This is a genomic window from Chryseobacterium ureilyticum, assembly GCF_900156735.1.
In the GTDB taxonomy this organism is placed as follows: domain Bacteria; phylum Bacteroidota; class Bacteroidia; order Flavobacteriales; family Weeksellaceae; genus Chryseobacterium; species Chryseobacterium ureilyticum.
Genome location: NZ_FTOL01000010.1, coordinates 1 through 15,432, shown reverse-complemented (window position 1 = coordinate 15,432; position 15,432 = coordinate 1). Strand labels below are relative to the sequence as shown.

14 protein-coding genes are annotated in these 15,432 nt (G+C 34.4%); 12 read left to right on the top strand and 2 right to left on the bottom strand.

The genetic code is table 11. The annotated features are described in order from the left end of the window. Window positions 1–14: 14 nt before the first annotated feature. Entirely contained in the window at window positions 15–380 is a 366-nt protein-coding gene (locus BW983_RS20475; RefSeq protein ID WP_076553662.1) for a helix-turn-helix domain-containing protein, read from the bottom strand. Between the two features lie 154 nt (window positions 381–534). Here BW983_RS20475 and BW983_RS20470 point away from each other — a divergent pair, with 154 nt between their 5' ends. The 12 genes from BW983_RS20470 (at window position 535) to BW983_RS20415 (ending at window position 14,535) form a co-directional block, all read left to right on the top strand. After that, window positions 535–726, top strand: coding sequence for a hypothetical protein (locus BW983_RS20470; RefSeq protein WP_065393368.1), 192 nt, complete (start codon window positions 535–537; stop codon window positions 724–726). Between the two features lie 92 nt (window positions 727–818). After that, window positions 819–1,784, top strand: coding sequence for a grasp-with-spasm system ATP-grasp peptide maturase (gwsG, locus tag BW983_RS20465; RefSeq protein ID WP_076553661.1), 966 nt, complete (start codon window positions 819–821; stop codon window positions 1,782–1,784). After that, complete coding sequence (locus tag BW983_RS20460; RefSeq protein WP_065393366.1) at window positions 1,781–1,981, top strand: hypothetical protein; 201 nt, start codon at window positions 1,781–1,783, stop codon at window positions 1,979–1,981. Before gwsG ends, BW983_RS20460 begins: the two co-directional genes overlap by 4 nt. Beyond that, a complete protein-coding gene (locus tag BW983_RS20455) occupies window positions 1,956–2,954 on the top strand; it encodes a hypothetical protein (protein WP_076553660.1) in 999 nt (332 codons plus the stop codon). The genes BW983_RS20460 and BW983_RS20455 overlap by 26 nt, the downstream gene beginning before the upstream one ends. A gap of 5 nt (window positions 2,955–2,959) precedes the next feature. Further along, window positions 2,960–3,562, top strand: a complete 603-nt coding sequence (locus tag BW983_RS20450; RefSeq protein WP_139329330.1) for a hypothetical protein — start codon at window positions 2,960–2,962, stop codon at window positions 3,560–3,562. 13 nt (window positions 3,563–3,575) lie between these two features. Then, complete coding sequence (locus tag BW983_RS20445) at window positions 3,576–4,433, top strand: vitamin K epoxide reductase family protein (RefSeq protein ID WP_076553658.1); 858 nt, start codon at window positions 3,576–3,578, stop codon at window positions 4,431–4,433. A 1-nt stretch (window position 4,434) separates the two neighbouring features. After that, a complete protein-coding gene (locus BW983_RS20440; protein WP_076553657.1) occupies window positions 4,435–5,097 on the top strand; it encodes a thioredoxin domain-containing protein in 663 nt (220 codons plus the stop codon). A gap of 11 nt (window positions 5,098–5,108) precedes the next feature. Next, window positions 5,109–5,912: a GLPGLI family protein gene (locus tag BW983_RS20435; protein WP_076553656.1), complete on the top strand. Its 804-nt coding sequence runs from the start codon at window positions 5,109–5,111 to the stop codon at window positions 5,910–5,912. Between the two features lie 82 nt (window positions 5,913–5,994). Then, window positions 5,995–6,579, top strand: a complete 585-nt coding sequence (ruvA, locus tag BW983_RS20430; protein WP_076553655.1) for a Holliday junction branch migration protein RuvA — start codon at window positions 5,995–5,997, stop codon at window positions 6,577–6,579. A 6-nt stretch (window positions 6,580–6,585) separates the two neighbouring features. Further along, on the top strand, window positions 6,586–13,698 hold the full coding sequence (gene sov / locus BW983_RS20425) for a T9SS outer membrane translocon Sov/SprA (RefSeq protein ID WP_449391870.1): 7,113 nt from the start codon (window positions 6,586–6,588) through the stop codon (window positions 13,696–13,698). Window positions 13,699–13,805: 107 nt separating this feature from the next. Beyond that, complete coding sequence (gene gcvH / locus BW983_RS20420) at window positions 13,806–14,183, top strand: glycine cleavage system protein GcvH (RefSeq protein WP_045492676.1); 378 nt, start codon at window positions 13,806–13,808, stop codon at window positions 14,181–14,183. A gap of 25 nt (window positions 14,184–14,208) precedes the next feature. Next, the gene (locus tag BW983_RS20415; protein ID WP_076553747.1) at window positions 14,209–14,535 is read left to right on the top strand and encodes a VanZ family protein; all 327 of its coding nucleotides are present in this window, start codon (window positions 14,209–14,211) and stop codon (window positions 14,533–14,535) included. Between the two features lie 595 nt (window positions 14,536–15,130). On the opposite strand, the gene BW983_RS24410 is transcribed toward BW983_RS20415, so the two are convergent. Further along, window positions 15,131–15,432: hypothetical protein (locus tag BW983_RS24410; protein ID WP_228409049.1), on the bottom strand; the 302-nt coding region annotated here is incomplete at its 5' end.

The window sequence follows — 15,432 nt, the reverse complement described above, 5'->3', positions numbered from 1 at the left end:
TTGAATAGAGAGTACTAATTTATTCCCGCGTTTTTTAGTTTATTATTTTCTTCTATAAGTTTTTTGTTTTCTCTTTCTAATCTTTCGATGTACTTATGTTGAGTTTCCAATATAAAGTTGGGAATCTTTGAATAAGCGATATTACTGTCTTGAATACCATTTTCCAATCGCTGAGAATGTTTTAATTCGTTATTTTTAATACTTTCCGAAGAGACTCCCAGAACTTTTGCCAGTTTTTCCCATTCATCCTCGTAGATTTTCACTTCTCCACGTTCTTTTCTTGAGTAATTAGATGCATCTGTACCTATAATCTTTCCCATTTGTAACTGGGATAAACCCTTTTGCCTTCTAAGGTTTTTTAACTTTTCATACGCCTTCATTTCTTGATGTTTTTTACAAATGTGCAGATTTTATGAATTATTTGCAAGAAAAATACAGGAAAAATGCATATTATTTCTTTTATGGGTGATTTTTTTGTTTGTATCTTCATTGATGTCAATAATGACAAAAAAAATCAAATTAAAAATTTAACGCATGAAAAAATTAGAAAACCTTAAGGGGAAAAAATTAGGAAACATGAAAAGCATTATGGCTGGAAAAGCAATAGGAGGTGGTGCAGGATTAGCTGGACCATGTGGAGGTACAGGCTCTATGGATGATCCGCATGTATTGGAAACGCTTACCATTACAAAAGGTGGAGGCGGTACTAATGATGGATGTGACTAGTTATCCCTTCTGATCTAAAAAAAACTGAAGACTCTTTATATTTTAAAGAGTCTTCCTTTATCTAATGTATAGTATTCGGTAATTTATAATATATGATTCTGATTTTATCAACCCCAAATGATGATGATACAAACATCGTTATGGAACATTTGGCTGCTTTAGGTGAAAAGTGCTTAAGAATAAATGATCTTGATTTGTTTAACGGAAATATAAAGATGCATTATGAGCTGTCACCGGAACCTAAATTATTTGTAGAAAGTATTTACTTTGAAAAAACAGACCTGTCATCTGTTAAATGTGTTTGGTTCAGAAAATTTGGATTTTTTGATAAATTCAAACCCTATTTGCAAGGGGAAACTAATATCGAGATGCTGGAATACCTGAAATTGGAATATACGACGACGTTAGATCTTTTTTTTGATTTTTTAAAAGATAAAAAATGGCTTAATCATTATTCAAATATTAAAAAAATAAATAAAATCAGTACTCTGATCGCTTCTCAAAAGCTAGGATTAAGCATTCCCAAAACGACAATAACTAATACTGCTGATTCTCTGGACCTCAAAGAATCATATATCACCAAATCAATAAAAGACGGAACAGTGGTGAATGTTAAAGATGAAATATTTTTCTTTTTAACAAAGGAAGTGAAGCCAAAAACAATGTCCCGTTATAAAGGCTTTTTCCCAAGTTTGTTTCAGGAGAAAATAGAAAAAGAATATGAACTTAGAATTTTCCATCTGAATGGAAAAAACTACCCAATGGCTATCTTTTCTCAGAGAGATGCACAGACAGGTGTAGATTATAGACATTATAATTATAGTAAACCCAATAGGATGATTCCTTATGAATTACCTGAAGAAATTGATGAAAAGATCTGTAGTCTGATGAAGAATCTCGGACTTGATACAGGGTCACTGGATATTATAAAAGGAAAAGATGGTGATTATTATTTTTTGGAAGTAAATCCTTCAGGACAGTTTAGAATGACGTCCTTACCTTGTAATTATGATCTCCATTATAAAGTAGCAAACCATCTAAAAGCGATGAATACATGAAAAAAACATTATTAAAAGAATTGGGATACGAAAAAAAGAAAGAGCTTCTCCCTGTAATTTTCTCTCATATAGCTCCCATGGAGGTTAGTAAAATAAAAAGAGACCGCCCGTTTAGATTAGCTAAGACTAATATTCACCAGTCAGAAATCTATTGCTTAAGAATTTATAAAGATGGAATTAACATATCTACAGAATAATAAAGACAAATATATCCACGTATTTTCATGCTGTATCCCTGTGAAAGGGGAGGAAAGAGGTGCTATTTATGATCTTCAGAGAGAAGAAATAGAATTTGTACCCAATACAATGATAGATTTCTTGGAATATATTGATCAAAAGAAAATCAGTTCTGTCCTGCATGAATTTGAAGCAGATAAAATGGCTGGAAAGTATCTGGATTATTTAGCAAAGAATGAAATTATTTTTTATTCTCATAAAGAGTTCTTTCCGAAGCTGGCTGTTAAAAGTATTAATGAAGATACATGCACAATACAGTTTGTTACGCTGATACTCTCGGATTTTATTAGAGATCATTTTAATACTGTTATAGAGAATATTAGTGCATTGGGAGTAAAAAGATTACATATCCATATTGATCGTAAAGATTGTATGAAAGAAATTAATACAATCCTGGATGCTTTGGATTATACAAGAGTAACCAATATATCATTCTCTATTCCTTACCAGAAAATTGATAAAAAACTATATACCAATAATCGTTTAAAAACATTGTATATCTTTAACTCACCTAAAGAAAAAGCGCTTGTAAATAATGAAGTGACGAGTCTTTTTATAACGGTAAGTGATGCCAGAATGTTCTTACCTAAATTTAATATTAATACCGTTGAAATCAATACTACAGCTTATAATATTGCAAGGAACTATAATCTTTCATTATATAAAACCATATTTGTAGATGAATCGGGGAAAATTAAATTTAATATCACTGATACCAATAACTACGGAAATATAACAGATTCATTTGAAAAAATAAAAACCGGAACCATTCAGAAGTTATCCGAGTTGTGGAATATTAAAAAAGAAGATATCGCTCCATGTAATGCTTGTGAATTCAGATTCTGTTGTACGGTAGTTCAGGTTCCCTTTAAAAGTAATAATGGCTATGCAGTTGCCTGTAATTATGACCCATATAATGCTGAATTAAACTAGAAATAATGAATAGAAAACTGATAGGGCTGTTAGGAGTACTTTGTGTAAGCTTTTTTATGCAAAGCTGTAAAAATTATTATTATCTGAAACATACTATTCCATCAAATAATGAGGAGGGTAATCGTATTCATAACTTAAAAATTTCTGATGAAAATATACAGTTCATCACCTATTCCGATTATCAGTTTAATAAAGTAAATGAAAAGTATGTCTTCTTTGCAACAAAAGATATAGATCATATTCTTAAAACACATATAAAAAAAGCTTACGCAGAGCAATTTATGTTTATGTATACCAATATGAGCATTTATAATAATATGCTGGGGTTTTATTATAAAGATATTTCTTTGGAAAATGTAGTACAAGATTATGATAGAAAACCAGATGTAGATTTAGGTAATGGCGTTTTGTATACCTATGATTCCGGAAAATTTAATGTAGTTGATATTTATAGAAAGTGTAGTAATGGGGGAGTCATAAGGTTTATTAATTTGAATAACCCAGACGAAAAAGACCCTCAGTTTAAAAAATTTCATCGTGAAGTCAATAACTTGTTTTTTGATCTTAATCAGAGTTTGTGGGACAAAAATGCTGTAGACTTTCAATAATCTGTAAAATAGTATGGCTGAAAGCATAGACAATATCTTGAAATACCTGAAAAAAAAAGATATTCTTTTAGAAAGAAAAACATTTACCTCCCAAATTCAGTCGCATCCTGCTTTTCCAAGTCTGATGTCTATAATAAGTGCACTCAATGTAAATTTCATCTATAATTACGCGATAGAAATTGAAAATTCAGAGGTACATGAGTTACCCAATGACTTTTTAACATATGTTGAGCTTAAAGATAACCAGTCGGAATTAGTTTTTGTTGAGAAAGCAAATACAGATTATCTGATCAACGGAAAACATACACTGGACGAAAACGACTTCCTTAAAAAATGGAATAATATTGTCATTTTAATCGATGAAACACATTCCATACCCCAAAAGACAAGTAATAACAGACATATTCCATGGGTAATTGTAGGTCTTGTTCTGATCTTATTGATTTTTGCAGCCTATCAGATAAATCGGTTTTCTTTCATCTATCTGCTTTTATCGTTATGTGGATTTTTTATGTCTGTGCTTTCGCTAAGGAAAATATTCGGAATAGAAAATCATATTGTAAACAGAGTCTGTTCCGGAAACTATACAGATTGTTCATTCTCCAACGATACGAAAAGTAAAAATTTTGTCTCAAATTTCGGAGATTTCAGTTTAGTTTATTTCTTTTCGAATATCGTCAGCTTATTACTTCTGCAAGCAAGCCACAATGATGGAGTTTTCCTCATGATACAGAAAATTTTGTTGATTGTCATTTTTCCTGTCATAGGATATTCACTCTTTTATCAGATATTCAGGATCAAAAAAATATGTCCTCTATGTATTGGGATCATCCTTGTTTTACTCTTACAAACATATATTTTATTGATGTGATATGAATGTAATACCTATTATGCCTTTGGTTTTATATGCCGTTTTTTATTTGTTAATCCTTGTTTTATGGCTAAGGATTAGAGCTTATTTAAAACAAAATGAAAACATCAAAGATCAGCTGATAAGAAAAAAAAGAGTTGCCAGAAACTATAACCTTTTTATTAATACTTTACATACGGAGGAAAAGAAAGAATTACCTGAACCTGTGATTGTACTTGGAAATAAAAGCAGTGAACAGGAATTGACGATATTTACAAGCCTTTACTGTGAAATGTGCAAAGATATATGTGAGACAATCAATAAGATACTTTTTGCTTATGAAGAAGAAATCAGAATAAATATTTTTTTTAAAAAGCATCCTGTTGAAGACAAAAATGAACCTTTATACATTCTTCAAAACCTGTTTTTATCGGATGGATCTGAAGAGTTTATGAAAGCATTCAATTTCTGGTTTGAAAATAAGCATCTTAAGCCATGGAAAGATAAAAAGCTAGATCCTTCTAATGAGAATGAAGACAAGATTACTTCTTTGAATGAATGGTTTTCCATGAATAATATTATTTCTACACCTTCCGTTTTTATTAATGAGTATATTTATCCTCCCGAATTTGACAAAGAAGATCTGTATTATCATATAGAAGGAATAATAGAAAATAACGAATAAACTAAGACACCATGCACAATAGAATATTAATAGTAAGTATACTCCTTTTTGTTTTTCATAGCTTGTACTCACAGGATATGCGAATAGATTACAATTTGGTTTATAAAGAAGACTCTCTAAGTTCAGAAAACGTTACTAAGAAAATGGTTCTCATCATTCAAGATGGAGGATCAAAGTTTCTTACTGAAAAACAATATAATGTAGATTCACTAAGAAGTACAGGATTTAATGGTTTTGCTGTGAGTGATCATGATTTCCTTACTATAAAGAAAGATCAGAATCATGTTTCAAGATATTATTTTGTACTCAGAGATTCATATAAACTGGCAACTCCTACAAAATTTGACTGGAAAATAGAGAAAGATGTAGCGGAAAAATATGGTTATAAATGCCAAAAAGCAACACTTAACTATAAAGGAAGAACCTGGGAGGCTTGGTTTACTCAGGATATTCCGGTTCAGGAAGGACCTTATGTTTTCAAAGGGCTACCAGGATTAATTGTGTATATGAAAGATAATCGTGGATCCTATGAATTTACATTTTCAGGTCTCAAAAAAACTTTCCATAAAATGGAATTGGAAAATATGAATCTGAAACCTCTTGAAGTTTCTTACAATAACCTGAAAAAAATATTGATGGATTATTATAACGATCCGTTCAGAGAAATGAAGTCGGGAAATGTAAAAGCTAAATTTAAAGATGAAAAGGGAAATGAGATTCAACCTGATTTTAGAGAAATGACAAAAAAACTTCAATCTTTCCTTAAAAAACACAACAATCCGATAGAATTATCAGACGCAATTAAATATCCTTAACTGCTAAAAACAATTTATTTTAACCTTTAATGCTGTATTTGGGGGTTAAATTTTTATATTTGGGGAGTTTCAAAAATTAATAATGATATTTTCTTTACAAGGTACAGTTCAAGAACTTACACCTACCTATGCGGTAATCAATGTACAAGGCGTTGGATACTATGTTGGGATCAGCTTAATGACCTCACAGACACTGGTTTTAAATCAACAAACTTTTCTATTCATTCAACAAATAATCCGTGAGGATGCTCACCTTCTGTTCGGTTTTAACACTCGTTCAGAAAAAGAAATGTTTAATCTGTTAATAAGTGTTAATGGAGTAGGGGCTGTTTCAGCACTTATTCTGTTGTCTACACTAAGCCTTGATGAAATTGCTGCCGGCATACTTTCTGGGAATAGTGCGCTGATACAGAAAGCAAAAGGAATCGGAGCCAAAACAGCCGAAAGAATTATTGTTGATCTTAAAGATAAAGTCCAGAAATTCAGTGGTCCTGCTGAGAGTATTTCATCCGCAGTGGATAATAAAATCAAGGAAGAATCGTTATCTGCATTAGAAGTTTTAGGAATTCCTAAACGAACAAGCGAGAAGATTGCTGATAAAATTTTAAAACAAAATCCAAGCGTCTCGGTTGAAGAATTGGTTAAACAAATTTTAAAAAACATTTAACATTTGGTGGCGAATAATAAGCATTTTAAGATATTTTTGTTCCTATCGTTCCTGTGTATGTCTGTAAGTGCTTTTGCGCAGCAGACCAAAGACACAGCGATCATAAGAAAACAATACGAGGTGGCAGACCCCACGAGGTATGAAGCCTACTACGATATCAAAACCGGGATGTACTATGTATATCCCAAAATAGGAAATACGATTACAGGTCCTCCTACAGCCATGTCCCCGGAAGAGTATAAAGAATATATGCTCGCTACCCAGACAAAAGCGTATTATAAGGAGAAGTCTGATAAATATAATCTCCTTTTTAGAAAAGACAAAACTGATGCCAGAAAGAAAGGACTCATCCCTTCATTAATGATCAATAACAAACTATTTGAAACCATATTCGGTGGAAATAAAATAGAGATCATACCTTCAGGATACGCATCCATTGATTTCGGAGGACTTTACCAGAAAATAGATAACCCGCTGATCCTGCCACAGAACAGGACCAGCTTTACTTTTGATATAGACCAGAGAATTCAGTTGGGATTATTGGGGAAAGTAGGAGAAAACCTTCAGTTAAAAGCTAATTATGACACCCAGAGTGGTTTTGCTTTTGAAAACAGAATGAATCTCGTTTGGCAGGCAAAAGGAAGCTGGAAAGACCTTCAAAGCAAAGGGCTTGGAAATGTCGATAAGCCCAACGAAGGAGGAGAAGATAAAATCATTAAAAGAGTTGAATTCGGTAACGTAAATATGCCACTTTCAACAAGTTTAATCCGTGGATCACAATCGTTATTCGGGGTTAAGACTGAATTCCAGTTAGGAAAAACCTTTGGAACAGTTGTCCTTTCCCAGCAGCAGGGTGAAGCCAGAAATATTGTTGTACAAGGTGGTGGTGTGATGAATAATTTTAAAGTCAATGCCATTGATTATGAAGAGAACCAGCACTACTTTTTAGGACATTACTTCCTCAATAAATATGATAATGCTTTACTTAATTATCCACAAATCAACTCAACAATCAATATTACAAGATTAGAAGTTTGGGTATTGGATCAGGGAAATAGTAATCTTGCGTATCAAAAGAGTGTGATTGGGATCAGAGATCTTGGTGAAAACGGAGGTTCATCACCAGACAACTCTCTAAACGGATTATATGATGCTATTTCAGGTGCAGCGGGAACCAGAGAATCAGGTAAGGATTATAGCACAGCATTTCAGGGGAAAATATTTCCCGGAACTCCGGAGCCTTATATAAATGGTGAACATTATACTTTTAATACTAAAGCAAGAAGGCTGAACTCCAATGAATATACATTCCAACCACAGTTAGGGTATATCTCTTTGAATCAAAAATTAAATGACAATCAACTTTTGGCTGTATCATATTCATATACAGTTAACGGAAGTAATAAAGTATATAAAGTAGGGGAATTCTCTGAAGAAAGTCCTGTTCTGATTACTAAAATCTTGAGATCAAATACCACTACAGATACCAGCTCTCCAACGTGGGATCTGATGATGAAGAATATTTATTCCCTTGATGCAGGACAAGTATCTCCCGATAATTTCATGCTTAATATATATTACAGGGATCAAAAGACCGGAGGTAAAGTAAATTATCTTCCGGATACACCTGTAAAGGATATCAACTTATTGAAACTATTGAATTGGGATCGTCTGAATATGAATGGAGATATTCAAAATAATAAAGACGGCACCAAAGGAGATGGAATTTTTGACTTTGTGAATGGAGTGACAATCAGACCGGAAACCGGTAGGATTATCTTTACCAAAGTACAGCCGTTCGGAGATTATATGCAGCAGGTATTAGGAACTAATGATCCTCAATATGTTTTTCATGATATTTACGATCAGATAAAACCTTCAGCAGGTCAACAATCTCAGGTTCCTCAACGTTATACCATCGAAGGTAGATACAAGGGAGTGCAGGGACAAGGTATTTCCCTGGGAGCAGTAAACGTTCCTCAGGGATCTGTAAAAGTTTCCGCAAATGGAGTACAGCTTGCCGAAGGGGTAGACTATACCGTAGATTATATGCTTGGAACCGTTACGATCATTAATGAAAACGTAAAACAATCGGGGCAGGCTATTAATATTTCATTGGAAAACCAGTTGACATTTAATACCCAAAGAAAAAGATTCTTAGGATTAAATTTAGAAAGAAGATTCAATGAGAACTTTATATTAGGAGGTACAGTTGTCAACTATTCAGAATCACCGCTTACCCAGAAAGTAAACTTCGGACAGGAAGCTGTGAATAATACGATGGCAGGTATCAATTTGATGTATAACAATCAGGCACCATTCCTGACCAGACTTACAGATAAACTTCCATTAGTAAAAACTGAGGCACCTTCCAATATTAATTTCAGAATGGAGGGAGCTTACCTTATCCCAGGCTTGAATAAAGCGACCAACAGCCAGTCTTATATTGACGATTTTGAACAGACAACTTCTAAAATCTCTTTAAAGGAACCTGGAGCATGGAGCTTAGCATCAAGACCGGAAAAAAATTCGATAGCCCCGTTTAATATTCCACCAACGAGCGATGACTTGACAAGTGGCTATGGAAGAGGATTGTTATCATGGTATAATATTGATCCGAGATTTTGGGGTATTGGAGGAAAAGCACCTACAGGGATTACGCAACAATCCGTATCAAATCACGCTTCAAGAAGAGTACAATATTCTGAGATTTATAATAACAGAGACTTTGTAGCAGGAGAGCAGACCTATACCAATACATTCGATATTTCTTACTATCCTGGTGAAAAAGGACCATACAACGTAAACCCTGGAACTGAAACAGCACAAAGCAGATGGGCGGGGATTATGAGACCAATCAGCGTTCCGAACTTTATCAGTTCAAATATTGAATATGTAGAATTCTGGATGATGGACCCTTACGCCGATGGAAATCAGTTGGGTACAAATGCAAGACTTTTATTACACTTAGGAAACGTTTCTGAAGATATTCTTAAAGATGGAAAAATGTTGTACGAAAACGGACTTCCTACTCCGTCAACACCATCTTCCACTACCAATTCAAATTGGGGGATACAGCCAAAACAACCTCCAATTTTATATGCGTTCTCTACTGAAGGAGAAGAAAGAAAAACTCAGGATGTTGGATATGACGGGTTAAGCTCAGATCAGGAAGCAATGAGATTCGGAAATACATTTGTGAATCCGGTAACCAATATTGTAGACCCTGCTGTGGATGACTTTGTATTCTATTTGTCAGATAAATTTACAGGAAGCCAGGCTGCTTCATTGGTTCAGAGATACAAATATTTCAGAAACCCGGATGGAAACTCAGAAGCAAATTCACTGAATGTATCTTCACAATCTCCGGATGCAGAAGATATCAACAGAGACTATAATCTTGATCAGGTTGAAAACTATAACCAATATGTAGTAAAATTAGACCAGGCAAGTCTTGCGCTGGGAACAAACAATATCGTAGACGTAAAAACTGTAAAAGCAGATTTCCAGAATGGTCAGTCATCAGATGTGAAATGGTTCTTATTCAGAATACCGGTTTCTCAATATGATACTCAGGAAGGAACTCACAAACCAAACGTACTTAATAATGTAAGATTTGCAAGATTAATGTTAGCAGGATTTGAGAATACATCTACGTTGAGATTTGGTACGATGGATCTTGTAAGATCAGACTGGAGAAAATATACCAATACTCTTGCTACTTATTCAGATGCACCTATAGACCCAGCTCCAAATGAAGGAGTAATTGAAGATAATGAAATCAATCAGCTTGAAGTAGGGAGTGTCAATATTGAAGAGAATGCACTTAACAGACCTCCATATGTATTGCCTCCTGGGATTGACAGACAGGTTTTAAGTGGAAATGCCGGAGCACAAAGACAGAATGAAGCTTCATTATATATGAAGATTAACGAGCTTGCTTCTGGTAAGTCTAAAGGAGTATTTAAGAATACAACTTTGGATATGAGAAGATATAAGAAGCTTAAACTTTTTGTACATGCTCATGATGCATTGAGAGGAAAAGAAGGATTTGATGCCAATACTAAATTCTTTATTCGTTTTGGTAGTGATGCTACAGATAACTATTATGAATATGAAGCATCTTTGAACTTAACTTCAATAAATGCTACTGCTCCAATGGAAATATGGCCAATGGAAAATGAAGTGAATCTTGATATTCAGAATTTTGTTGACGCTAAAATCAGAAGAGATAAAGCATATCCAAATGATATTGCAAAAAGATTTTTGGATCCTGTTTTTGAACCAGGGGATCATTTAAAAAGAATCTACGTCAAAGGACGCCCAAGTTTAGGAAATATTACAACCATTATGATAGGGGTTAAAAACGGTATCACGAGAGGATTGCCGACAACCGCTATCAGTAGAGTACTTTGGGTAAACGAAATCCGTCTTTCTGATATTGATAATGATGGAGGGTATGCAGCGAATGCAAGCTTAAACTTCAATCTAGGAGACTTTGCAACGGTAAATACCAGTGCATCTTATACTTCAGTAGGATTTGGAAATATTGATTCAAAACCGGCAGAAAGAAACCAGTCTACACAATCAGCATTCAGTATTAATACTGCGGTGAATGTAGATAAGCTTCTTCCGGAAAAGACAGGACTTAAAATACCATTAAACTATTCTTATTCCCAAACAATCGAAGATCCGAAGTACAATCCTTTAGATACCGATGTGGAATTCAGCAAAGCTCCAAACAGAGAACAACTGAAAAAGGTAGCTAGAACATATACACAACAAAGAAGTATCGGAGTTGTGAATATGCGTAAAGAGAAGGTAAACCAAAACAGAAAGAATAAGTTTTATGATATTGAAAACGTTTCGGTAACTGCAGTATATAACGATGACTACTTCAGAGATATTTATACAAAGAGAAACTATAGACAATATCTGAGAGGATATATTGACTATAATTATAACTTCACACCTTGGTCAGTAAAACCATTTAATAAAATGATCAGTGATACTGCAAAATCAACCAAGTATCTGAGATGGGTGAAGGAATTTAATATTAATCCTATCCCTACAAGAATTTCTTTCCGAACTGAGATTGATAGAAATTACAACGAACTTGAATTCAGAAATATTGAAGCTGTTTTAGGAGGAAATGTAAGCGGAGATATGGAAGCGATCAGAAACAGAAACTTCTACTTCGGATGGCAGTATGGTTTAGGATTTAATTTTACAAAATCATTGAAACTAGAGATCAGCTCAGCAACCAGAACCCTTAATGATAACATTGATGTAAACGGAATGGATAACAAGTCTATTTTCGGAAATGTATTCAGAGCAGGGCGACCGGTATTGTATAATCATAAAGCACAATTAAGCTATAAACTACCATTCCAATACCTTCCTTATATGGACTTCCTTGAAGCGGAATTAGGATATGCATTTACATACAATTGGAACGCACGAAGTACTGCTTTATATGGTATGGTAAATCCAAATAACAATAAAGTAGAAAGCTTAGGTTCCATTGGGCAGAATACAAGTGTTTTAGAAGCAAGAGGTACAGCGGATATTCCTAAATTCTTCGGACAGTTTAAATACTTTAAAAATATAAGTACCAAACTACAGAAACGTAAGCAGGAAATGGATTCCCTTAATACTGTTTATACGAAGCAATGGGAAAAAAACAGATACAGATACAAGAGCTATAAATTTAAGAATAAGCTTACTGTTCTTCAAAGTGCAGCATTCTTCCTGACTTCATTCAAGCAATTGGATTTCAGCTATACGGAAAATAACGGTACTGTACTTCCTGGATTATTGTCAGCGCCTAACTGGTATGGTTCAGGGCAGACATTAGGAGGTCCTACAATCGGATTCCTTTTCGGATCTCAGGCTGATATCAGAAGAACGGTAATGGAAAGAGGCTGGGTAAGTAACTCAGAGTTTATGACAGACCCATATGTAAGAACGTCTACTAAAGAATTCAGAGCGAATCTACAGATGATGCCAATGAATGACTTAAGAATTGATTTTAACGTATTGCATAATTATAACAGTAATTTCTCTCATACAGGATTCAATTATACCAATGGAGGAGTTCCTGATCCGGAATTTACATTCGCTACGGATATGACAACGTATTCCAATTCTACGGTACTTCTTAATTCATCATTTAAAGATGGACAGGCAATTTATCAGGCAATCAGGGATAATGCAAGAATAATGTCATTACAGTTGGCAGGACCTAACGCAGAAGTAGGAAATGATGGATTTGCGAAACATTACAGTATTGCCAATTCTTATGTATTGATTCCTGCATTTAGAGCAGCGCTTGAAGGTAGATCTATGTCACCGATGGGTAATCCTAAAAAATCAGGAATGCCATTGCCAAACTGGAGAATTACGTATTCAGGATTGAAGAATATTCCAATGATCAGCGGACAGTTTACAAAATTTGACATTTCACATGTGTATACTTCCACTTATACTGCTACAGGAATTCAAAGAAACATTGACTATCATAGCAATCCGAACGGTTTCTATCAGACTGTAGACGATGCGGGCGTTATTGATAAAAACGGAGGAGATAAAATTAATCCATATACCTTTGCTCAAGTGGGTTATGTAGAATCATTCTCGCCGCTTTTAGGGATAGATGTTACGATGAGAAATAATATGCAGTTTGGAATCCAGTACAATAAAAACAGAATGATGGTATTGGGATTAGTAAACCATACCCTTACTGAAGATTCCAATTCAGAATATGTAGTAAGACTTGGATACATCATCAGAAACTTCAGATTAGGAACAGCTAATATCAGAGGACGAGGAACAAGAGGAAAGGGAAGCGATCTTAACATCAGAGGAGATATTTCATTAAGAGACAGCAAAACCTCCATTATGAACATCCTGTTGAATGATGCACAGGTAACAGGAGGGCAGAGATTAATGAATATCAAGCTTTCTGCAGACTATAATGTTTCTGAAAACCTGAACCTGAGAGTTTTCTACGAACAGATGACTTCCAAGTACAAGATCTCAACAGCATTCCCGCTGTCCACGATCCGAGCAGGTATTTCCGCTACATTTACATTCGGAGATTCCGGCGGCGGATTCTAGAAATAGCATAAAATTAAAAGTCCTTCAGTTTTGAAGGACTTTTTTTATATCCAATATTTGAAGCTAGTAGAATTTTGAATACATTTGTACAAAATAAAAATTTAAAAATGAACACACCATCAGAATTAAAGTACACTAAAGATCACGAATGGATCAAGATTGAGGGGAATGTAGCTACAATTGGTATTACAGACTTTGCTCAGGGAGAACTTGGAGATATCGTATACGTAGATGTAGATACTGTAGACGATGATCTTAATGGCGGAGACGTTTTCGGAAGTGTAGAAGCAGTAAAAACTGTTTCAGATTTATTCTTACCTATCTCAGGAAAAGTTATCGAATTCAATTCAGAATTAGAAGACCAGCCTGAGCTGTTAAATACAGATCCTTATGGAAACGGATGGATCATCAAATTAGAACTTGCTGACGGTGCAGATCAGTCTGAATTACTTTCTGCTGAAGATTATCAGGCTATCATTGGATAAGATTTCAAAAATATTTAGTAAGATATTGCCCATTTATTGGGCATTTCTTACTTATATGCTCCTCAAGCCGGGGGAAGAAAACCATGAGTATTGGTTTATGTTCAACGGTATTGATAAGGTTTTGCATGTAAGTATATTTGCCGCTTTAGGATTTTCTTTCATTGCCGCATTCCCAAAAATAAAATTCTCATACTTTTTCCAGATCATCCTCATATACGCCTTTCTTACCGAGATTCTACAGGAAGAAATGGGACTGGGCAGATCTATGGAATCCTTAGACATTGTTGCAGACACTGTGGGCTGTCTCATCGGATACTATGTATATAAAGTATTAGTCAAGCGTTTCTTCTGATATTACACTTGCTATCCCATCTTAAAAATAATTCTTTAATTATTATTTTTCAATATTTAGCCATCCTTTATAAAATCATGTTTTTCTCATGATCTTAAATTATTTAGGAGCTATCTCCCGCTCTTCACTCATACTCCTCGCACCATGCAATCCAACCGCCAAGCCCTAACGCTTTCCAACGTATGCTGTGGGGTAACCGTTTCTATCGGGGCTAGGGGAGAAGTACCGGTAATGAATGATGGGTATAATTAATAATTTGAGGTCAATTTCAATGTATGCATCCTTTAATCTTTGTCTTCCCGTAGAGCTCTCAGTATTTATTTCTAATTTCACTTATCTATATATATGTAGAGTTATTTTGGGTCATCATGAATCAAAGCTATTATATCTATACCATCCATATTTTTCCATTCCTATTATATACCTCTATATAATATTAATATATCAGCTATCCTAATCTGCGCCATCCATGCCTCTGTGGTTAAATAAAATATACACCACCCATAAGCCCATCCACAAGATATTCACTAGAAACGGTCTTTAGCCCGTTTACAAAAAATCACACCTCATAGGCTTTAGCCCAAACTTAAAAACTTTAATTCCCCCCACAGCCCTCCCTCAAACAGATGTTTAATATTTTTCTCCCTTTAAACCAGTTGTTTAGGGTTGAATATGAATTTAAGATGAAATTTATGTTAAATAAGTTTGTTTTGCGTTGAATAAAGTTGTTATCTTTGCCCCACTGAAAACGAGAGTATATCAGTAGCGCAGAAGAGCTTTTAGATAGGCAGAGACGATATTGCTTCAAGAAGAGAGGAACGAAAAAAAGCTTTGCATTTTTTATCAAATAAAATTTGCGAGTTAAAATAAAGTTAGTATCTTTGCAGTCCCAATTGA